The sequence below is a fragment of the Enterococcus raffinosus genome (assembly GCF_018917525.1).
In the GTDB taxonomy this organism is placed as follows: domain Bacteria; phylum Bacillota; class Bacilli; order Lactobacillales; family Enterococcaceae; genus Enterococcus_A; species Enterococcus_A raffinosus_A.
On record NZ_JAHLOS010000048.1, the window covers coordinates 1 to 21,270 of the forward strand.

17 protein-coding genes are annotated in these 21,270 nt (G+C 41.2%); all 17 read left to right on the forward strand.

Annotated features, from left to right (window positions below; all coding sequences use genetic code 11):
* Window positions 1-256 precede the first annotated feature (256 nt).
* The 17 genes from KQI58_RS19855 (at window position 257) to KQI58_RS19935 (ending at window position 21,028) form a co-directional block, all read left to right on the forward strand.
* Complete coding sequence (locus tag KQI58_RS19855; RefSeq protein ID WP_216410702.1) at window positions 257-1,747, forward strand: PucR family transcriptional regulator; 1,491 nt, start codon at window positions 257-259, stop codon at window positions 1,745-1,747.
* A 133-nt stretch (window positions 1,748-1,880) separates the two neighbouring features.
* A complete protein-coding gene (locus KQI58_RS19860; RefSeq protein WP_216410703.1) occupies window positions 1,881-3,173 on the forward strand; it encodes a cytosine permease in 1,293 nt (430 codons plus the stop codon).
* A 3-nt stretch (window positions 3,174-3,176) separates the two neighbouring features.
* Entirely contained in the window at window positions 3,177-4,274 is a 1,098-nt protein-coding gene (locus KQI58_RS19865; protein ID WP_216410704.1) for a DUF917 domain-containing protein, read from the forward strand.
* On the forward strand, window positions 4,262-5,830 hold the full coding sequence (locus tag KQI58_RS19870; RefSeq protein WP_216410705.1) for a hydantoinase/oxoprolinase family protein: 1,569 nt from the start codon (window positions 4,262-4,264) through the stop codon (window positions 5,828-5,830). Before KQI58_RS19865 ends, KQI58_RS19870 begins: the two co-directional genes overlap by 13 nt.
* Window positions 5,831-6,038: 208 nt before the next feature.
* Entirely contained in the window at window positions 6,039-7,061 is a 1,023-nt protein-coding gene (gene selD, locus KQI58_RS19875) for a selenide, water dikinase SelD (protein WP_216410706.1), read from the forward strand.
* A 42-nt stretch (window positions 7,062-7,103) separates the two neighbouring features.
* A complete protein-coding gene (gene yedF / locus KQI58_RS19880; protein WP_216410707.1) occupies window positions 7,104-7,694 on the forward strand; it encodes a sulfurtransferase-like selenium metabolism protein YedF in 591 nt (196 codons plus the stop codon).
* 82 nt (window positions 7,695-7,776) lie between these two features.
* Window positions 7,777-8,043, forward strand: a complete 267-nt coding sequence (locus KQI58_RS19885; RefSeq protein ID WP_216410708.1) for a DUF3343 domain-containing protein — start codon at window positions 7,777-7,779, stop codon at window positions 8,041-8,043.
* A 4-nt stretch (window positions 8,044-8,047) separates the two neighbouring features.
* Window positions 8,048-9,937 (forward strand): selenocysteine-specific translation elongation factor, encoded by a 1,890-nt coding sequence (gene selB / locus KQI58_RS19890; RefSeq protein WP_216410709.1) that lies wholly within the window; start codon window positions 8,048-8,050, stop codon window positions 9,935-9,937.
* Window positions 9,938-11,062: an aminotransferase class V-fold PLP-dependent enzyme gene (locus KQI58_RS19895; RefSeq protein ID WP_216410710.1), complete on the forward strand. Its 1,125-nt coding sequence runs from the start codon at window positions 9,938-9,940 to the stop codon at window positions 11,060-11,062.
* A gap of 15 nt (window positions 11,063-11,077) precedes the next feature.
* Window positions 11,078-12,454 (forward strand): L-seryl-tRNA(Sec) selenium transferase, encoded by a 1,377-nt coding sequence (gene selA / locus KQI58_RS19900; protein ID WP_216410711.1) that lies wholly within the window; start codon window positions 11,078-11,080, stop codon window positions 12,452-12,454.
* Between the two features lie 18 nt (window positions 12,455-12,472).
* Complete coding sequence (locus tag KQI58_RS19905) at window positions 12,473-12,973, forward strand: CD3072 family TudS-related putative desulfidase (RefSeq protein WP_367397957.1); 501 nt, start codon at window positions 12,473-12,475, stop codon at window positions 12,971-12,973.
* Complete coding sequence (locus KQI58_RS19910; RefSeq protein WP_216410713.1) at window positions 12,966-13,511, forward strand: CD3073 family putative ECF transporter S component; 546 nt, start codon at window positions 12,966-12,968, stop codon at window positions 13,509-13,511. The genes KQI58_RS19905 and KQI58_RS19910 overlap by 8 nt, the downstream gene beginning before the upstream one ends.
* 430 nt (window positions 13,512-13,941) lie before the next feature.
* Window positions 13,942-15,513: a ribosomal protection-like ABC-F family protein gene (gene abc-f / locus KQI58_RS19915; RefSeq protein WP_216410714.1), complete on the forward strand. Its 1,572-nt coding sequence runs from the start codon at window positions 13,942-13,944 to the stop codon at window positions 15,511-15,513.
* A gap of 164 nt (window positions 15,514-15,677) precedes the next feature.
* Window positions 15,678-16,037 (forward strand): YxeA family protein, encoded by a 360-nt coding sequence (locus KQI58_RS19920; RefSeq protein ID WP_216410715.1) that lies wholly within the window; start codon window positions 15,678-15,680, stop codon window positions 16,035-16,037.
* Window positions 16,038-16,130: 93 nt separating this feature from the next.
* Complete coding sequence (locus KQI58_RS19925) at window positions 16,131-16,883, forward strand: ABC transporter ATP-binding protein (RefSeq protein ID WP_216410716.1); 753 nt, start codon at window positions 16,131-16,133, stop codon at window positions 16,881-16,883.
* 11 nt (window positions 16,884-16,894) lie between these two features.
* Entirely contained in the window at window positions 16,895-18,697 is a 1,803-nt protein-coding gene (locus KQI58_RS19930) for an FtsX-like permease family protein (RefSeq protein WP_216410717.1), read from the forward strand.
* Between the two features lie 264 nt (window positions 18,698-18,961).
* Window positions 18,962-21,028, forward strand: a complete 2,067-nt coding sequence (locus tag KQI58_RS19935) for an LTA synthase family protein (protein WP_216410718.1) — start codon at window positions 18,962-18,964, stop codon at window positions 21,026-21,028.
* Window positions 21,029-21,270: the final 242 nt, after the last annotated feature.

Consider the following 21,270-nt stretch of genomic DNA (forward strand, 5'->3'; position numbering starts at 1 on the left):
CATGGAACGAAACTGTTCAAGCGAACTGCCGCGCAAACTATTAACAAATCCCGCCATCATCCTTAACTATGCAGGATGATTACGGGATTTTTAAATACACTTTACTATATTACGTTTACAATCATTCAATAAAAAGTTACAGTGAAACAAAATCTGCTTTAAAAGAATGAATCTAACAAATAATTAAGGATTAAATGATATTCCTTTCATTTTTTGATAGAATGATTCAAACGCTTTCGTGAATGGAGGAATACCATTGAATGTTCAAGATATATTGAGATTGTCTTCCATGAAGGGAGCCAAAATAATCGCCGGTGCGTCTCAAAGCCAGCGATTAGTCACTACTATTTCTGTTTTGGAGGTCTCTGAGCCGAAGCTGTATAGTGGAATGCCTATTAAAGGGGAATACTCCGGAAACGAGTTGGTTCTTACGTCCTTTGCTCAAATCGCTCATGATGTAGAAAAGCAGCTTGAGATTATCTCAATTCTTCATCAACACAGACAGTTAGGGATTATCCTATACTATGTTGGTCTGATCATGCCCGAAGTTTCAGAAAAAGTAATTGCTAAGATGAACGAACTGGAAATGGTTTTGATTTTAATGCCGATTAATCGAATGGATTTGAGATATAGCGAGGTGATCTCTGAAGCTTTGTCCTATATCAGCAAAGAGGAAGCGGATGTGGATCCTCAACAAGAGGTTTTGCTTGAGACGATTCGACAACTGCCTGCACCAAATCAGATTGAAACAGGATTAAGTATTTTATCGGACAAGTTCAAGTGCAGCTTGTTCATTAAAAGTCAGGAAGATGAGGTTTTGTTATCAAAGACGTGGCCGCGAAGTCTGGATCAGAATTTAAGAGAGGTCATTGCTAATAAAAAGGAGAACGAAGCTAAAAAGAATACTCCTGTAGAGCTAAATCAAAATTTTTATTTTCAAACAGATATTCAGTTAACGCTGTCTTCCTTGGAGCACCGTTATTATTTATCCATTTTTAGAAGAGAACCCTTGGCAGAAAAGCAAATAGATGGAATAAGGACAGTCATTGAAAGAATGATTAAATATTTTGGCGAAGGACAGTTGTTGAATACTGGACAACAATTTTTTTCTGCCTGTCAAACAGAGGATTTTCATACGGCGACATTGCTAGCACAAAAAGAAGGAATTGATGTAAGCCAGCCACTAAAACTGTACTGTATGCAAAAAGGAATACCTAAAAAGGGCAGAGCCACCTACAAAATGAAAGGAATCTATTATCAAGAAAAGGATCTAGAATGGGTCATCAGCAATTCTTTAGGTACGACAGTCACGGCGCTTTTTCCGTTATACGATGCTAAGACCGACTACTTTTATATTGGTAGAGAATTTTTAGGGCTATCATCCGTTTTTGAACAGATGTCGTTTATTGTGGATCAGATAGAAGATAGTAAAAAAGTTTTTCCAAAGAAGAGTTGTTTTTATCCAGAAGAGCTATATTTGCTGAAGGATGTGACAAAGGAAACGGAATCGATTTTTTTAGAATCCTATCTGGAGGAGGAATTAATTGAATCGTTAGCAGTTTTCTTTTTGGATTGTGATGAGAATATTAATGATACAGCAAGCCAGCTTTTTTTGCATAATAATACGATTAAGTATCGGTTGAAACGGGCGCAAGAACGCTTAGGAATGTCCTTTTCTCATACAGCTTCGCGCTATTTGCTAATTAAAAATCTAATTTATTATCGAAAATACTCGGAGAAAGATTGATAGAAAGCCGCTTTTGTCAAAATTGACAAGACGGCTTCTTCTATTTTGTCAGATTAACATAGTCAGAGAATTCTCATTTAGCTATAATGATAAAATATTTATTTGTCAGAATATTCAGAAATGAGGGTGTTAAATGGAAGAGACAGTGGAAACAAATTCGGGAAATTATGAAAGAGAACGTGTACCAGAAAAAGACAGAAAGCGCTGGTTATCCATTAGTATGGTGTGGATTGCTATCGGGATTGACTTGTCAGGAATGTTTATGGGGGTCGCATTATCTCAAGGGATGGCTTTTTGGACGGCTATCTACGCGGTCATTATTGGCTCGGTTATTCTAGGAGTTTTGGCAATTGGCGCGACCTACATTGGAGCGAAGGCTGGATTATCAACGGGAATGATTTCCAGAATCTCTTTTGGAAAGAAGGGCGCATCATTGATGGGAGCAATCATGGGGATTTCTTCTTTAGGCTGGTTTGGTGTGCAGATTGGTTTCTTTGCTGAAAATATTGGTGCGGCGATTAACCAATTGACGGGTGCTAATACACCTACATGGCTGTTGTCATTGATTGGTGGGGGGTTAATGATGCTGTCGGCCTTCTGGGGCTATCAGGCGATTGAGAAGTTATGTACGTATTCTGTTCCATTACTAGCTGTATTAATCATCGTTGCGACACTCATGTCCTTAAATCGGAATGGGACATCTGGTTTGGCTAATGCTCCTCAGGGTTCTACGATCTCATTCGGCTTGGCTGTTTCTCTTGTCATTGGAGTGTATATGGTGGGGGTTGTTATGGCGCCAGATGTTGCTCGTTGGGCACAAAATCCAAAACAGGCAATGATTGCTGGCTTTGTTGGCTTTACCGTTGGGAATAGTTTTATGATCATTATTTCACTGATTTTAGTGAAGGTAATGAATACCGCGGACCTTACGGCTGTTTTCTTTACCTTAGGTCTAGGTATCCCATCAATCCTGGTCTTAACGCTTGCCCAATGGACGACGAATACAAACAATCTTTATTCGGCATCCTTGGATTTTTCGATAGTATTTAAAAAGGCTAATCCCAAATTGATTACCATTATTTGTGGTACATTGGGTATTTTAATGGCGATGTTTGGGATTTATGGCATGTTTGAAAACTTTCTATCGATTGTAACGGTACTAGTTTCTCCGATTGCTGGAATTTATATGATTGACTATTTCTTCTATAAGGAGAAGTATGACTTTTCTTACGAAGATAAGTTGCAGGATTATTATCCGATATCTATTTTTTCTTGGGTAGTCGGGAGCACAGTAGCCTTTATGACTAGTCAGCCGCCAGCAGGTTTTGGCTTGTTTACGCTGACAAATGTTTCTGCGCTAGATGGTATTTTGGTGGCAGGGCTTTGCTATTTTATTGTGACAAAATTGACTAAAGGATGGAAATAACTCATGGAATGGATTACGGTAGAAGATTTAGAAAATATTTCAATCGGTGCAACGTTGCTGGGAACCGGTGGCGGCGGCGATCCGTTTGTCGGTCGATTGATGGCGCTGCAGGCGCTTCAAAAATATGGTCCAGTGAGGGTTTTAAAAGTAGAAGACTTGGACGATGACGCTCTAGTCATGCCTGTTGGGTCGATTGGCGCCCCTTCTGTTTCGAACGAGAAAATTGCTTCAGAGGAAGAACTTTATGCACCAGCGGAAGTATTAAAAGAAACCTTTCCAGAACGAACGCAAGCGATTATGCCGATTGAAATTGGCGGCGGAAACTCCTTGCTTCCGATTGCCTGCGCTGCAAAAATGGGGTTGCCAATCGTTGATGCGGATGCTATGGGTCGGGCTTTTCCAGAATCACAAATGGTTACCTTCTTCTTAAAGGGCTATCAGCCAGAGATTGTAGCGATGGCTGATAGTCAGGGAAATCGAATCATCTATTATCCAAAAGACGGGGAATGGTCTGAAAAGATTGCTCGAGCGATTACCGATGTAATGGGTGGCAGCGCCAATATGGTTGATAATGTTTTTCCTGGAAAAATTGTGAAAGAGTGCGGGATTCGCGGTACCTTGAGTTTGGCTAAAAAAATCGGAGAGGAATTAACCAATCCAAAAGAAACAACAGCACCTGTTAAGCGATTGTTATCTACCTTAAATGGGCATTCGTTATTCGAAGGGAAGATTAAGAATATTGAACGGAATGTGGAAGGCGGCTTTACTCGCGGCAGTGCGTTATTTGCCGGTATCGGAAAGAATAAAGGGGAGGAGCTAGAGGTTCTTTTCCAAAACGAATTGCTGCTAGCAAAAAAAGACGGAAAAGTTCTGGCCTCTACGCCTGATTTAATCTGTGCATTGGATTATGAGACTGGCCGTCCGATCACCACAGAGACTTTACGTTATGGCGCGCGTATTCATGTGATCGCCTTGCCTTGTGACGCTAAATGGCGAACCGAAAAAGGGATAGAAGTAGCTGGACCAAATTATTTTGGTTATGAGGTGGACTACAAGCCAGTGGAAGAATTGATGGGAGAAGAAGCGATATGTATAGATTAGGGATTGATGTTGGCGGAACGAATACGGATTGCGCGATTTTAGATGAAAACCTAAACTGTATTGGAAAAATCAAAAGCCCTACGATGGAAAATGTTAGTCTAGGAATTGATGCGGCGATTCAAAAAATTTTAGCAGAAACGCGTATCCCAACGGATAAAATCAGTGTGGTCATGTTAGGGACTACTCATTGCACGAATGCGATCGTTCAAAGAAAAGAAATGAGCAAGGTGGGAATCATTCGTTTAGCCAAACCAGCCACCACTGCGGTTGCTCCCATGGTTGGCTGGCCGGAGGATCTTGCCGAAAAAATGAACGCGCAGACAGCGATTGTTTCGGGTGGCTATGAATACAATGGAAATAAAATAGCTGAAGTCGATGAAACAGAGATTCGCGAAGTTTGTCAACAAATGAGGGGAAAAGTAGAAGCCGTAGCAGTCGTTGGCGTATTTTCTCCAGTCAACAAAGAGCAGGAAAAACAGGTTGCCGCGATCGTAGAAGAAGAGTTAGCAGTTCCTGTAACGCTATCTAGCGAGATTGGATCGATTGGACTGTTAGAAAGAGAAAATGCTAGTATTTTAAACGCTGCTTTAACACAAACGATTCAGCAAATGATTCGTGGATTGAAGCAAGCGTTAAGTAATAATAACCTGACTTCAGAGGTTTTTATTTGCCAAAATGATGGTACATTAATGAATTTAGAAAAGGCTTTGCGTTATCCTGTATTAACGATTGGATGCGGTCCAACCAATTCCATTCGTGGAGCCGCGCATTTAAGCAACTTGGAAAATGCTTTAGTTGTCGATGTCGGTGGAACGACAACAGATATTGGGGTTTTGAAAAAAGGGTTTCCCCGCGAGTCTTCATTAGCAACTGTGATTGGTGGAATCAGAACAAATTTCCGGATGCCGGATGTTCTATCGATTGGATTAGGCGGCGGAACGATCGTGCACATGGAAAACGAACTTAGAGTCGGGCCAGAAAGCTTGGGCTATCGGATTTTGGAAGAGAGTTTATCTTTTGGTGGCGATGTCTTGTGCGCGACAGATATCGCGATCGCTAATCAAAAGAATCATCCGGTAGATGGGGCGGTTTCACCTGAGTTAGAGGTTAATCTAGTGGAACAAACGAAGGAAAAAATAAGAGAACTGATTGAAGATGCGATTGATCAAATGAAAACAGATCGTAAGGAAGTTCCGGTTATTTTAGTTGGTGGAGGCAGCATCATCCTGCCCAAAGAAATGAACGGGGTGTCAGAAGTAATTGTTCCAGAAAATTATGATGCCGCTAATGCGATTGGGGCGGCTTTAGGTGAAGTTTCTGGTGAAGTAAATTCGGTCTATTCATTAGAAAATCAAACGCAAGAAGAGGCAGTGAATCTGGCGATCAACACTGCTCGAAAAGAAGCGATTGATTCAGGCGCGTCCGTTGATACTTTGAAAACAATTTTTGTCGAAGTCATTCCTTTGGCCTATCTGCCTAAGCAGGCCGTTAATATTAAAGTTAAGGTTGCTGGTAAATTGAGCTTCTCTGAGGTATTTGCATCAATAAAGAGCTAAAATCATCCGGTTAAGTGAGCATAAATGCGTTTCCTATTTTTTAGGAAACGCATTTTTTAATGCTGTTCTCATACTCAAGCAAGAAATCATTCCATAAATTAAAAGCGTTTTTATGAGAGATTAAAACCGTTATAAATTGGATGGAAATATACGTGGAGAAACAAAAAGTAAACTGTTATAATAGAGGGCGTGAAGGATGGTGGAAAGCATGGAGACAGTTCAACAATTAATTGTTTGCGGTGGCTGCAATGCGAAAATCGGACCGGGGAATTTAGGGGAGCTGCTGGCGGATTTACCAAAAGCAACCAATGAAAATTTACTGGTAGGATTTGACTCGACAGATGATGCAGCTGTTATTAAACTGCGTGATGACTTAGCAATTATTCAAACGTTAGATTTTTTCCCAACGATGGTAACCGATCCTTATCTTTTTGGAAAAATCGCTGCAGCAAATGCGCTAAGCGATGTATATGCGATGGGTGGCGAAGTTTTGTCCGCTCTTAATATTGTCGCTTTCCCAGAAGAAAAGGACTTGAATATATTAAAAGAAATCTTACGAGGCGGGGCTGAAAAGGTTCAAGAAGCAGGAGCAATCTTGGCTGGCGGCCACTCGATTCATGACCAGTCGGTGAAATACGGCTTGTCTGTAACAGGGACGATTGACCCGAATAAAATTTATCAAAACAATACCTGTCAGCTAGGAGATCACCTGATTTTGACGAAGCCATTGGGCGTCAGCATCATCACGGTGGGCTACAGTGCTGAAGAAATCAGTGACGAAGCGTTTGTGAAAGCTACCACGAGCATGGAAACATTGAACAAATATGCGATGGATATTATTCGCAAGTACCCGATCAACAGCTGTACTGATGTGACCGGCTTCGGCTTGGCTGGACACCTGCATGAAATGATGAACGAGCGTTTTAGTGCGGAAATTCATTCGAAAGATTTACCGTATTTTGAAGAGGCTTATCAAGGCGCGAAAGAATTTATTTTGACAGCTGGTGGTCAGCGTAATCGGAATTACATGGAACAGAAGATGGATTTTCAGCTTGATGATTTTGGGATTGAAGAATTGTTGTTTGATCCACAAACTTCTGGGGGGTTATTAGTTAGCGTTCCAGCAGATCAAGCGGACACGCTAGTACAGGAATTACAAGCTGCCGATATTCCTGCACAAGATTTCGGCGTTGTCATCGAGAAGCAAGAGAAGGAATTGATCGTTTATTAATAGCAATAAGATGAAAGTCAATTGAGGATCGGAGTGAAAGAAATGTTTAAAATTGATGCGTTAGGCAAAGCTTGCCCGTTACCAGTCATTGAAACAAAAAAAGCACTGCGGGAGCATGAAGTCGTGCAAACACTGGTGGATAATGAGATCGCTACGCAAAATTTGAAAAAAATGGCGGAGCAGCTTGGCTATATCTATCAAATGGATCAGGATGCGCCGAACCATTATACTGTGGTTATTTCAAAAGGAAATGCGGATCTAACTGAAGAAGCGCCGCAAGCAGTCGAACCAGTAGCTACGGGGGATGATTATATCGTAGTTGTAGATACAAATGTGATGGGTCGTGGTTCAGATGAACTAGGGAAAAACCTGTTGAAGGGCTTTATCTATTCATTGACTGAACAAGATGTATTGCCGGAAAAGATCATTTTTTATAATGGCGGTGTGCATTCTGTGGTAGAAGGTTCTGATTCGCTGGAAGACCTTAAGGGCATGGAAGAACAAGGCGTGGAAATCTACGCTTGCGGAGCTTGCTTGAATTTTTACGAGTTGACCGCAGCAGTTGGCGAAGTGACCAATATGTATCGCATCGTGGAAATGATGCGCCAAGCACCGAGAATCGTTAAACCATAGAGGGTGCAGAGCATCATTTGAGCGATGTGGCTTGAAGCTGTAGCTTATTGATTACAGTATTATGAAAAAAGGAGCAGTTTTTATGCAGAGGTACGGTGTTGCGTTGTTTTATTCAACCCGGGAGGCCATGAAAGCTGAGGAAATCGCGAAGGAAGCCCAACTTGCCGTTCGAATCATTCCCACACCGGAAAAGATTCATGCTAGTTGCGGCTTTTCTTTGAAATATCCGTTGACGGAAGAGGAGGCGTTAACGTCTTTGCTTACAGCGGCAGAGATTGCCTCAGAGGGATTTTATCATGCAACCCAAGAAGGTTTGAAAACAGACTATAAATTGGTTCAGAAAGGATAAGCAGATGGCAAATATTGTGATAGGAACGGCTGGGCATATCGACCATGGAAAAACCACGTTGATCAAAGCGCTGACGGGTATCGAAACGGACACGACGAGTGAAGAAAAAAAGCGCGGGATGTCGATCAACTTGGGATTTGCTTATTTGGATTTGCCGAATAAGAAGCGAGTCGGAATCGTGGATGTGCCGGGGCACGAAAAATTTATTAAAAACATGGTCGCTGGTTTGCCGGGGATTAATCTGGTTCTGCTGGTGATTGATGCGGCGGAAGGGATCATGCCGCAAACAAAGGAACACATTGATATTTTAACGTTATTAGGGATTCGTGATTATTTGATCGTGTTGACCAAAGTAGATACTGTTGACCCGGACTTGAAGGAATTAGTCGTGGACGACATTCGTGAACAATTAGCCGATACACCGTTAGCTGAAGCGGATTTAATCGAGACAGATGCGGTGACTGGCAAAGGAATCAAAGAACTGCTGGCCAAAATTCAAGAGCACTCAGAAGAAGCACAAGAACGTACAGCCAGCGGCTCTGCGCGGTTGAATGTGGATCGGGTCTTTAGCGTAAAAGGTTTTGGGACGGTTGTTACAGGGACCTTATTAGATGGCTCCATCAATGCTGGGGATGATCTGTACCTTTATCCAAGCCAGAAAAAAACGCGAGTAAGAAACATTCAGGTTCATGAGACGGATGTGAAAAGCGCTCAGCCGGGGCAACGAACGGCTTTGAATTTGGCGAATATCGCCACGGATGAAATTCAACGAGGCGATGTCTTGTCAGTTTCAGAGAAGCTGGAGGACACCTGGATGTTAGATGTAAAAGTTACCTGTCTGCCTGAAGTAGAGGGCGGGATTGGTTTATGGGATCGCGTCCGCTTGCTGGTTGGTACGCGGGAAGTGATGGCACGAACAGTCCCATTAGGTGTTGACTGGATTGGTCCGGGAGAAGACGGATTCCTACAACTGCGGCTGGAAGAGCAGGTAGCAGTAAAAGAGCGGGATCGCTTCATTTTACGAACCTATTCTCCAATGCATACAATTGCTGGGGGTGAGGTTTTAGATGCGGCACCACACAAACATCGTCGTTTCAAAGTAGAAATTCTGGAAAGCTTAAAGGCTAAAGAAGAGGGCAGCTTAGATGAACTAATCGCGGATTTCATGATTAATAAAAAGCAGCCGTTTACGAAAGAAAAAGAATTATTAGAATACTTAGGTGTGGGTAAAGAAGAGCTGCAGCCGATTTTAACGGAGATGTTAACAGAAGGTCGTGTAATTGAAACCAAGGTTGGCTATCTAGCTCAGACTAGCTATCAAAAATTGGTGGAGCAGGCAACCGAAATCTTGTCAGCCTATCATAAGCAATATCGGTTGCGCTATGGGATGCCTTTAGAGGAATTTCGTTCACGGATGCGGGGTGTTTTAACTGAAAAGGAAATTTCCGCGCTGATCCTGTTGCTGAAAGAGGATGTTGTCAAGGAAGCCAATGATAAAATTGCTTTAGTCGATTTCGAAGTAAGCTTTAACAAATACCAGCAAGCCGCGAAAGAAAAGATCGAACAGACACTTGCTAAAAATGGCTATACACCTGTTAAAAAAGAAGAATTATTCGACTTGGATAAGAATGCAGAGGAAGTTCTGGAAGCCTTAAATGGCGACACAGTGGTCTTTTTAACGCATGAGTTTGTTCTATTGGGCAAGGTTTTTGACCAATCAGTGGGATTGATTCAAAAATATATTGCAGAGCACGGGCAAATGACGCTAGGAGATTTTCGCGATTTGACAGATTCCAGTCGTAAGTCCTCCATGCTGATTTTGGAATATATGGACAAGCAGGGAATTACAAAACGTGTGGAGAACTATCGTGTGCTAGGAGAGAAGGGAAAATAAATGGGCATTTATTTGGATAATGCCGCTACGACTGCTCAAAAACCGGCTGTCGTGGCAGAAGCGATGACGATGATTTTATCAGGTGAATATGGCAATCCCTCTCGCGGTGCTCACGGTTACTCTCTCGCGGGCTATCGTGTGGCGGAAAATGCCCGTAATCAGCTGAAGGAGCTATTCAAAGCAGATAAACGGTATGAGGTCGCTTTTACAAATAACGCTACGGTCGCTCTAAATGAAGTTTTGAAGGGCTTGATTCAGACGGGAGATCATGTAATCACGACTGCTTGGGAGCATAATTCCGTTCTGCGGCCGCTGTATCAGCTGGAAGCCGCAGGTGCCAGCTTTGATGTTGTTTCTAGCGAAGCATTAACTGGTCGTCTTAACTATCAAGAATTTGCGAAAAAGCTTCGTCCCGAAACGAAGGCTGTGATTTGCAATCATGCGAGTAATGTTACCGGAAATCTACTGGAGCTAGAATGGGTCAAGGCGTTTTGCGCAAAACATAAGCTTTATTTGATTATTGATGTTTCGCAAACTGCCGGTGTAGTCCCTATTGATCTCAGTGATGGGAAAATAGCGGCTGTTTGTTTTACGGGACATAAATCACTCTATGGTCCGCAGGGAACAGGTGGAGTTTGTCTGCTAAAGGATCTGACTTTGGAGCCAGTGATCACAGGTGGCGATGGAATGCAGTCTTTTTCAAAGGTTCAGCCGAAAGAACTTCCTACCCTATTAGAAGCTGGAACTCTGAATATTCCTGGCTTAGCGGGTTTGGCCGCTAGTGTTCAGTGGGTAAAAGAAAAAGAAGAAAAAGCTGCATTGGGTGATTATTTTTATCAAGAGCTCAAAAAAATTGCTGGTCTAACGATTTACGGTGATTTCAGCGGTCCGCGAGTGGATGTTTTTTCGATCAATATCAAAGATGCGGAATCGGCAATCGTCAGCGATTTATTATGGGAAGAATTTCAAATTGCGACCAGACCGGGGTATCATTGTGCGCCCTTAATGCACGAAGCATTGGGTACGGCTGATCGCGGGACGGTGCGTTTGTCGTTTTCGAGTTTTACCACTAAGGCTGAGGTTGACACAGTCTTAGCAGCATTACAAAATCTGGCGTTACGCTAAGAAAGCAGGTGGCCTATGTCAAAAGAGATTCAGAATATTTTAGCAAGTTTGCCTTCTGTAGATGTTCTATTGAAGCAGATTGATCCAAGTTATCCTCATGGAAAAGCCAAAGAAGCTACGCAACAGGTTATTGCAAGTCTTCGAGAAGCAGTCGTTAACGGGACTAGAAAAACCGTGATTGACCAAAAAGAGGTCGTAGAACTGATTCACAAGCAGCTCGAAGAAAAACAATTTTCACTACGACGCGTAATTAATGGGACCGGAACTGTAATCCATACGAATTTAGGGCGTTCTTCATTAAGCGAAAAAACACAAGAACAGCTCCTAGCAACCAGCTTTCATTACTCAAATCTAGAATTTGACTTAGAAAGTGGCAAGCGCGGGTCGCGTTATAGTCACCTAGTTTCAATCGTGAAGAAGCTCACAGGAGCCGAAGATGTTCTGGTAGTAAATAATAATGCAGCAGCCGTACTACTCGTTTTAAGTACCTTAACACAAGAAAAAGAAGTCTTAGTTTCGCGAGGCGAGTTGGTGGAAATTGGCGGAGCATTCCGCATTCCTGATGTAATTACGTCAAGCGGTGGCACGATCGTGGAGGTGGGTACGACCAACAAGACGCATTTAGCCGACTACGAAAAAGCCTTAACCGAAGAAACAGGTGCGATCTTGAAGGTACACACCAGTAATTATCGCATCGTTGGATTTACCGAAACACCAGTGTTAAATGATCTAGCAGAGCTGGCCCATGCCAAGAACTTACCATTGATTAATGATCTAGGCAGCGGGCTGTTGATGGATATGCGACCGTTTGGCTTGCCTTACGAACCCACAGTTAAGGAAGTTCTAGATCAGGGTTGTGACATTGTGACTTTCAGTGGAGACAAGCTATTAGGCGGTCCACAGGCGGGTATCATTGTTGGGAAAAAAGAATACATTGACAAGATGAAGAAAAATCAATTATTGCGAGCTTTGCGTATCGATAAAATGACTTTAAGTGCACTGGAAGCAACGCTGTCTTTATATCTTGATGAAAAAGAAGCTTTAAAATCCGTGCCAACCTTACAAATGATCGGACAAAATGAGGAGGACTGCTTAGGTAAAGCAGCTGAACTAGCAGCGATGCTGCAATCAATCACTGAGCTAAGTGTGAAGATCGAAAAGGACAGTAGCAAAATCGGCGGCGGTTCTTACCCAGAACACTTATTGCCGACCTATGCTGTTGCTTTAAGCAGTAGTAAATTCTCTGCGGATATGCTGCAAGAAAAACTGCGATTAGCTGCTACACCGATCATTAGCCGGATCAAGGATGATTGCAACTACTTGGATGTACGAACGATTGCGATAGAAGAATTCGCAGCAATTCAAGAAAGCTTGCAGGAAATTTTTAACTAAAAGAAAGGAGCTGGGATTATAGAACCACAGAAGCAATTAGTAGCCGTGTCTCATTGTGTTTTGAATCAAAATGCTGTGATTCACGGCTGGGAAAGAGCACGAGGAGCCTTCCCCTTTGCGATCGATTTGCTGCGCAGTGGGATTGCACTGATACAGCTACCGTGTCCGGAGTTTATCGTCTTAGGTGGAGATCGTCCGCCAATGACCTATGAAGAATACCGTGATTTGCCTGATTATCGTCATCAATGCCAGACAATGCTGCAGCCGATCATTCAGCAGATTCAAGCGTATCAAGCAGAAGGCTATCAATATCTTGGAATAATCGGCATCCATGAAAGCCCCAATTGTTCCATCAGCGGGCAACGAGGCGTCTTAATGGAAGAGTTTTTCGCAGAATGTCAGCAGGCCAAAATCGGTACAAATTATTTGGAGGTGCCCACGTTTTACAGTGAAGAGGATCAAGGAAATTTTGATAAACAGTTGCAACGTTTTTTAGAGAAAGGACTAGACAATGAATAGTAAAGCAAAAGTGATCGCGATGTGTGCCATCGCGGTAGGATTAAATGTGGTATTGGGAGAAGCAGTGTCGATGATGCGGATTCCATTGTTGTTCTTAGATACGATGGGGACGATTTTTATCGCGGCCAATTTTGGAATGGGCTATGGCATTTTAACCGGTGTGACCACTAACTTATTGATGGGGCTGATCGGCGGAGTGACGGCGATTCCTTTCGCATTAGTGAATGTGGCTGTCGCGATTATCGTCGCCTTATTAGCGAAAAATGGTTTTGGTTTTGGGAAAGCAGTGATCGCGGGTCTATTGTTAGCTTTTATTTGTCCGATGATTGGCGCGCCAATTCGACTGGCCCTGTTTGGTGGCTTTACTGGATCAGGAACGGATGTCGTCATCATGGCATTGCGAGCGTCTGGTAAGGAAATGATCTCTGCAACGTATTGGGGTGCCGTAACCGGTAATCTAGTGGATAAAATTGTTTCTTGTCTGTTAGTGGCTTGGTTTATTAAGCTGCCGCAGATGAAACGTTTCGCCGTAAAATGAGCATGAACAGCTTCTAAGACTAAGGTGCTTAGTCTGGAAATCTTAAAGTGAGCTAGAATCAACGGGAACAATGTTGAGGTTAGCTTATTTTTTTGTCAATAAAAGCAATTCTTTGCGATCGTTTTCAATTATGCTATTCTATAGGTAATCAATTGTTGAGAGGAGGAATTTACACATGGTCTGTATGTCAAAAATAACGATGAATCAAGATAGTCTGCGATTTCATATCAGCTTTTGTCATACACTTACCTTTAAATTAGTGTTCGAGGGAGAAGTTTGTCTAAAAACACCTAAATTTAAAGAAAATGCATGACCATGTGGCAAAATCCTGATTTTTTGGAATTTTAAATAATAACAAGGTCATGTTTGGTTTGTCCATTCATGATCTTATTTGTTTTTCTCATGGTCTTGCCAAAAGGAGACGAAGAGAATGCTGATTCAAGTAAATAATATTACGAAAAATTTTAGTACAGTACCTGTTTTTAAAGATTTGACGTTGACCATCAATATGGGTGACAAAATTGGGTTAGTTGGAATGAACGGCTGTGGTAAGAGTACGTTATTGCGAATTTTAACTGGCGAAGAAGGAGTTAACCAAGGAACTGTTGCTCGGAAAAAAGGGTTAACAATTGGGTATATCCCACAAAAATTGATGACGACAGATGAACCGGTTAAAGATTATCTGCTTAGCAGTTTTGAAGAAATCGGACATTTACGCAAAAAGCTGCAGCGGCTTGAGGTTGCCATGACTGCCCCTGAAGCAGATGTTGACAGGCTTTTGGTACAGTACGGTCGTTTACAAGAGAGTTATGACGCTGCTGGTGGTTATACTTTGGAAGATCGGCTATCTAACACGCTAAAAGGGTTAGGCATTGCAGACAAACTGGAGGTGCCACTTTCCACATTGAGTGGAGGACAGCGGATTCGTGTAGAATTGGCGCGGGTCCTTACAGATCAGGCAGATGTCTTGCTGTTAGATGAACCGACCAATCATTTGGATGTAGAGGGAATCAATTGGCTGGAAAATTATTTAAGTCACAGTAAGCAAGCATACTTAGTGATTTCTCATGACCGCGAATTTTTAGACAATGTTGTTAATCAGATGATCGAGATTGAAGGAGAACAGGCTATCAGCTATCCTGGAAACTATAGCAAGTTCGCACAGCTTAAACGAGAACGAATCGCTTTATTGCAAAAGAATTTTGCTTTGCAGCAAAAAGAAATCCTGCGGCTGCAACGAATGAGTCGACGCTATCGTCAATGGGGTAAGGAAGCAGATAATGAGGATTTTTTCCGTAAAGCAAAAGAAATCGAACGTCGAATCGAGAAATTAAAGCGAACCTTAGTAAAACCGCCAGAGTCTGGTAAAAAGCGTTTGAAGCAAGTTCCGCAGGCGAATCGTTCGGGTAAAGAAGTTTTAAGCGCAAAAGGGATTGGCAAGTTGGCTGGTGATCAACTGCTTTTTACGGATGCTGATTTTATGATTTATCGACAGGAACGATTGGCATTAATGGGAACGAATGGTAGTGGGAAGACGACATTGATTCGTTGCTTGCTGGGAAAGGATACCTTAGATGAAGGAATTATTGAGTTAGGTTCCAGCGTAAAAATTGGCTATCTGCCGCAAAAACTAGCATTTGATCAACCGACACAGCGAATCTTAGCCTATGTTCGAGTGTTTTTAACCGACGAACAGAAGGCACGACAAGCGTTGGCGCATTTCGGCTTCTTTGCCGAAGATGTAGCAAAACGGATTCAGGATCTTTCCGGCGGAGAGCAGATGCGGTTGTATCTATTGACATTGCTACAGCAGAAAATTAATTTTCTGATTTTAGATGAACCGACAAATCATTTAGATATCGAGAGTAAAGAAGAGCTGGAGGACATTTTAGCAGATTACAGTGAGACATTGCTGGTGGTCTCTCATGATCGCTTTTTTTTAAAAAAAGTCACCCATGGCCAATTAGTGATCGAAGATGAAACTATCAAAAGAAAGAACTAAGATTAATTTTTACAAAAAGCTGGTATCAACGAAGAAGTTGTTACCAGCTTTTTTTTCAAAAATCAAAATGACAAAAATGTTAGGTGTTTTTAGGAGGTTTCAATGGTTGGATTTCTGGAATTTTTGTATAGTTGCTCTAGAAATTAAAAAAGGAGCAATCAGTTATGAAAAAATTTTTAATCGGTTTAGTTAGTTTAATTGTTATCGCCTTTGTAGGCTTACAAATAGCAGATAAAGTCGTCAAAGGTGGAGATGAGTATTTTGTCCAGATTACGACAGATGGTCAACGTGTGGAAGAAAAAGATGATAGCGGCAATAAGTACGTTGATTACAAATACTCATTGCCAGGTTATGACAAAGAAGGAAATAAAAAAGAGTTAGATTTTAATGCAACAAAAGATCGTCCGTTACGCCGTGAAGCGTTTCTTAAAGTTACTTGGAACGAGAAAAAAGGGGTGACTTCCTATGAAGAGGTTCAGCAAAAAGATCTACCCAAAAAAGCCGCGGATAAATTAGGTGTTTAATTTAACCTTGACTGTTGTATTGAGGAATGAGACACGATGAGAGGCTGGGTCATGAAAAATGACCCTCTTAGTCTAATTACGAGGAGTGGAAATATGGAAAAAATTGTATCTGTCAATGAAGTAAAGAAAACCTATGGAAAAGGCAATCAGAAAAAAACGCAGGCCTTAAAAGGTATTTCATTTGAAGTAGAAAAAGGTGAATTCGTCGGAATCATGGGAGCATCTGGTTCTGGTAAGTCCACTTTATTAAATTTATTAGCGACTTTAGATAAGCCAACTGACGGCCAAATCCAGATCAATCAAGCAGATGTAACCAAACTATCGGGAAACCAATTAGCGGATTTCCGTAGTCGCGAGATTGGTTTTATTTTCCAAGATTTCAATTTGTTGGAAAATTTAACAGCAGCAGAAAATATCGCAGTTCCTTTATCTCTGCAAGGAGTGAAAGGAAAAACAATTCATCGTAAAGTAGCTGAAGTAGCAGAGCGCTTATCCATTAGCAGTATTTTAAATAGCTATCCGGCCCAAATCTCTGGTGGTCAAAAGCAACGGGTCGCTGCGGCGCGCGCCTTGATTACCCAACCAACCATTCTTTTGGGCGATGAACCTACAGGTGCGTTGGATTCTAACAGTGCAAGAGATCTGTTAGACACGATGGAGGAATTGAATCAAAGGGATCAAGTATCGATTTTATTGGTAACACATGATCCGTTTTCTGCTAGTTATTGCCAACGGATCCTGTTCATTAAAGACGGAGTGATCTATCAAGAAGTAAAAAGAGAAAACCAAACCCGGGAAGCTTTTTATCGTCAAATTTTAAGTATTCTCGGTAATTTGGAACAGTAGGAGGTCATTCGATGCTTTTAAAATTATCACTTGCTGGAATCAAAGGACGCTTGCGCGACTATGTGGTTCTGTTTTCAGGGCTTGTAGTAGCGTCAGGAATCTTTTATATGTTTGAGGGTCTAGCAACGAATAAGACCTTTTTAGAAAGTAATTCAATGATCTCATCGGTAGTGATGATCTTTCATTTGGGAACAGTCCTACTTTCAATCATTACCTTTGTCTATATTTTATACGCCAATTCATTCCTGATGACGATGCGTCAAAAGGATTATGCGATGTTTATGATGCTAGGGGCAAAAGGCCGCAAGATTGCGCAATTGATCTTTATTGAAACCTTTGTAGTAGGCGTCAGCGCCACTGTGGTTGGGACTTTGCTTGGTCTTGGATTAAGTGGTGTTGTTCAGCAATTACTGGTTAAGCAATTAGACATTAAAATCACTCATTTCACCGCTGTAAATTCTTCAGCCGTGTTCTTCACGTTGATTTTCTTCACCGTAATCTTTTTATTGGCGGCGTTTGTAAATGCCATGACGATTGTGAAAAAACCAATCTTGAATTTGCTAAAAGCGAGTGAAACACCTCTACCTGCTAATCGTAAACTCTTTACATTAGTATTAGAAGTAATTGCTGGAATTGTCTTTTTAGGGATCGGCTATTTCATGATGACACAAGTAATGAAGCTGGCTTTCCTAGCCTTGATTATCGCCTTGATTACCATCATTTTAGGCACATATTTTGTTTTTCATTCTATTTTGATTTTCGTATTGGATTTATTGAAACGACGTGATAGCATCGCTTTGAAGAAGCTGAATAATTTTACGTTGTCGCAATTAAGCTTCCGGATTCAAGATTATACGAGAATTCTATCGATGGTTGCGATGCTTTTTGCTCTAGCTCTCGGTGCGATCACCGTCGGATTAGGCTTCCATAATGAAATCATGAAAATGACTGAAGCAACGTCTGCCTACGATTTAGTCTTAAATAATGGACAAAACTTTAGTGCAGCTGAGCTTGAAAAAATCACTCCAACCTCTGATGCTGTTTATCAACAAAAAGAGGATAATGAGACTGTTTATTACGATCGTTCTCAATTTGATCAAGCCCCTTTGAAGGTTAAGGAGTTTGCGGCTAGCCGTCAAACGAAAAAAGTGCGCTATACGGGGGAACAGTTAGCAAACGATTTGTCAGCCTCGGATCAATTAAGAGCATTGGAACTACCAGAGCAAAGTGCGAAGAAGCATCAATTTTTATCTAGTGAAGCATTCTCAGCATTACCTGGTAACGCAACGGAGATACGGTTGATTACAGTGGCTGATTTTGCCAAAGATAAGGATGCTTTGAAGAACTTAGCCGAAGAAAATTTCCGTAAAAATCCTACGTTGGATAAAAATACAGCAGGTATGAATCAAAAGGCTCTGGTTTATGAGCTATACAATGCGCTGTTTTCAGGCTTTGAATTTATGGGATTCTTCTTGGGAATTGCCTTTCTAACCATGTTAGCTAGCTGTTTGATGTTTAAAATTCTATCTGGTGCAAAAAGTGATATCCAACGCTACAGCATGTTGGAAAAAATCGGGGCACGCCGTCAACTGTTGAAGCAATCAATTCGCAAAGAGATCGGTATTTTATTCTTGGTCCCAGGTCTATTAGGAGTCACGCATGTTCTGTTTGGACTACAACTGTTCACCACACTTCTAACTGAACCTTACAGTAATATTTGGCTGCCATTTTTAATATTCTTTGTTTTATACTTTATCTATTATGTCTTAACCATTTGGATATATACTGGGATTGTCATGAAACGCGAAGCCTAAAAAGCACCTTCCAGTTAGCCGCTGGAAGGTGCTTTTGTTATTTTATGGATAATTATTAAGAATGTGAAAATTTTATGTCTTAGGAAATTTTCATTTGACCTGAAAAAGCGATAAAAATCGCAGGTCTTTCCTTAAATTTTAAAGGAAAATCCGCTATTTGAGTAAAAAAATAAGTTTGCACCTTCCATGCAGAAAAATATGCATTTTTTTATATTCTGCTCTATAGTAGTAACGGACAATTTAATAGAGAAAGAAGTGATCCGGATGAACCGGGTAAAAAAAGCTTTTAGCAACCGTTGGCTGATCCTACTGACAGTCAGTCTGCTATTTTGGGTGAAAACAATCTTAGCCTATTACGTAGATTTTTCATTAGGGGTGGAAGGGTCCATTCAGACCTTCATTTTGTGGATCAATCCAATTGCTACAACCTTGCTGTTGTTTGGCGTGTTCCTTTACGTAAAGAAATTTAAGCCAGCCTTGATCGCGTTGTTTTTAATGGATCTGTTAAATACCTTGATCTTATACTTGAATGTGATTTTTTATCGCGAGTTTACTGATTTTGTTACGATCAAATCAATTCTTGGTTTTTCTAAAGTTTCACAAGGAATCTCAGGCAGCTCCTTTGCCTTAATGAAAGTGCATGATATTTTTTATTGGCTGGACTTAATTATATTTTTAGGCATTCTGATTTATCTCTTTGCTAAACACAAAGAAATTGCCAGCAAGCCGATCAAAAAAACATTTGCAGTGGCAGTTAGCTGTCTAGCAGCATTGACCTTCTCAATCAACTTATCCTTAAGCGAGGCCAACCGCCCACAATTGCTGCAGCGGACCTTTGACCGTTCTTATATCGTTAAATATTTAGGGCTGGATGCCTTTACTGTTTATGATGGGATCAAGACTGAGCAGACCAACAGCGTGCGGGCTCACGCTTCAAGTAATGGTTTAACAGACATTCTAAAATATACGAAGAGTCATTATGCAGCGCCCGATCCAAGTAAATACGGTATCGCAAAAGGCAAAAATATTATCGTGATCCATTTGGAAAGCTTCCAACAATTTTTGATCAATATGAAAGTGGATGGACAAGAGGTCACCCCATTCTTAAATAGTCTGGAAAATGACAATAAGCAAACCTTAGCCTTCGATAATTTCTTTCATGAGGTAGGACAAGGAAAAACCAGTGACGCGGAAAATATGTTGGAAACAGGCACCTTCGGATTGTCTCAAGGCTCTTTATTTACTCAATTAGGATCTGACAATACATTCCAAGCCGCTCCGGCAATTTTGAATCAAGAAGCTGGCTATACAAGCGCCGTTTTCCACGGAAATGTCGGCAGCTTCTGGAATCGCGATCATGTATACAAGAATCTCGGTTATCAAAATTTCTTTGATCGTTCTTATTTTAATCAAGCAGATGAAAACTTAGGCTACGGGATTTTAGATAAGGATATGCTAAAGGAAACGGTTGGACATTTAGAACATTTGCAGCAACCGTTCTATACGAAATTCTTGACGGTAACCAATCATACCCCATATTTGACTGATGATAAGAACTTTAATTTCCCCGCCTTAAAAACTGGGAATAGTACGGTGGATGATTATGTTCGAACCGCGCATTATTTGGATGAATCGCTGCGTCAATTTTTTGATTATCTTAAAGCTTCCGGTGTTTATCAAAACTCGATCTTTATGATTTATGGGGATCATTTTGGTATCTCCGACAGCAACAATAAGGATTTAGCCAAAGCATTAGGAAAAGATCCAACAACTTGGGATAAGTTCGATGACGCTCAAATGCAACGGGTACCTTTGATGTTCCATATTCCAGGTTATACGAATGGTGGAATTCAACATCAATATGGTGGTGAGATTGATGTCTTACCAACACTGTTACACTTAATGGGCATTGATAATCAAAAGTATATTCAATTCGGTACAGATCTGTTTTCACCAAAACATGATCAAACGGTTGCCTTTCGTAACGGCGACTTTGTCACACCAAATTATACCGAATTAGGTGGTGAAACCTACGAGAATAAAACTGGGGAAAAGGTTGATGCGAAAGCTTTAGGTATCGCCTCAGAGATTGATAAGGAACAAAAACAGGTCAAACAAGCATTGAGTTTATCTGATAGGCTGAATCAAGAAAATCTCTTACGTTTTTACACGCCAGAAGGCTTCACACCGATTGATCCACAGAAATACGATTATCATGATCTTGATAAGAAAAATGCGGCGATCGAAAAGGAAAAAGGCAATCAATCAACCAGTCTTTATTCAAAAAATGGCAATAAGACAACCGCAACATTATATCCGCCAATTCAATAGTATACGTAGGAAGCATCCGACCGTGGGTGCTTCTTTTCGTTTCAATTGCAAAGAAGGATTGTATTAGGTGGATTCGAATCCTACACATTCCCGCCATTTAGTTTATTAACTGAGTGATAATTTGGTAGAGTAAATGGGAAATAAGCAACACCGTTAAGTCATAAAACGTATCTTTCAAAAGGCTTGCCGTATTTTCCTTTAACGAGTTCATCATAAAAAATCATCCTTTCGAATTAGTCGTG

Excerpts from the sequence above, each read along its gene's own strand:
- KQI58_RS19920 (WP_216410715.1), top strand. The coding sequence starts at position 15,678 with ATGAAAAAATTTTTAATCGGTTTAGTTAGTTTAATTGTTATCGCCTTT.
- KQI58_RS19870 (WP_216410705.1), top strand. The coding sequence starts at position 4,262 with ATGTATAGATTAGGGATTGATGTTGGCGGAACGAATACGGATTGCGCG.
- selA (WP_216410711.1), top strand. The coding sequence starts at position 11,078 with ATGTCAAAAGAGATTCAGAATATTTTAGCAAGTTTGCCTTCTGTAGAT.
- KQI58_RS19925 (WP_216410716.1), top strand. The coding sequence starts at position 16,131 with ATGGAAAAAATTGTATCTGTCAATGAAGTAAAGAAAACCTATGGAAAA.
- abc-f (WP_216410714.1), top strand. The coding sequence starts at position 13,942 with ATGCTGATTCAAGTAAATAATATTACGAAAAATTTTAGTACAGTACCT.
- KQI58_RS19885 (WP_216410708.1), top strand. The coding sequence starts at position 7,777 with ATGCAGAGGTACGGTGTTGCGTTGTTTTATTCAACCCGGGAGGCCATG.
- KQI58_RS19930 (WP_216410717.1), top strand. The coding sequence starts at position 16,895 with ATGCTTTTAAAATTATCACTTGCTGGAATCAAAGGACGCTTGCGCGAC.
- KQI58_RS19895 (WP_216410710.1), top strand. The coding sequence starts at position 9,938 with ATGGGCATTTATTTGGATAATGCCGCTACGACTGCTCAAAAACCGGCT.
- KQI58_RS19865 (WP_216410704.1), top strand. The coding sequence starts at position 3,177 with ATGGAATGGATTACGGTAGAAGATTTAGAAAATATTTCAATCGGTGCA.
- selD (WP_216410706.1), top strand. The coding sequence starts at position 6,039 with ATGGAGACAGTTCAACAATTAATTGTTTGCGGTGGCTGCAATGCGAAA.
- selB (WP_216410709.1), top strand. The coding sequence starts at position 8,048 with ATGGCAAATATTGTGATAGGAACGGCTGGGCATATCGACCATGGAAAA.
- KQI58_RS19860 (WP_216410703.1), top strand. The coding sequence starts at position 1,881 with ATGGAAGAGACAGTGGAAACAAATTCGGGAAATTATGAAAGAGAACGT.
- yedF (WP_216410707.1), top strand. The coding sequence starts at position 7,104 with ATGTTTAAAATTGATGCGTTAGGCAAAGCTTGCCCGTTACCAGTCATT.
- KQI58_RS19935 (WP_216410718.1), top strand. The coding sequence starts at position 18,962 with ATGAACCGGGTAAAAAAAGCTTTTAGCAACCGTTGGCTGATCCTACTG.
- KQI58_RS19910 (WP_216410713.1), top strand. The coding sequence starts at position 12,966 with ATGAATAGTAAAGCAAAAGTGATCGCGATGTGTGCCATCGCGGTAGGA.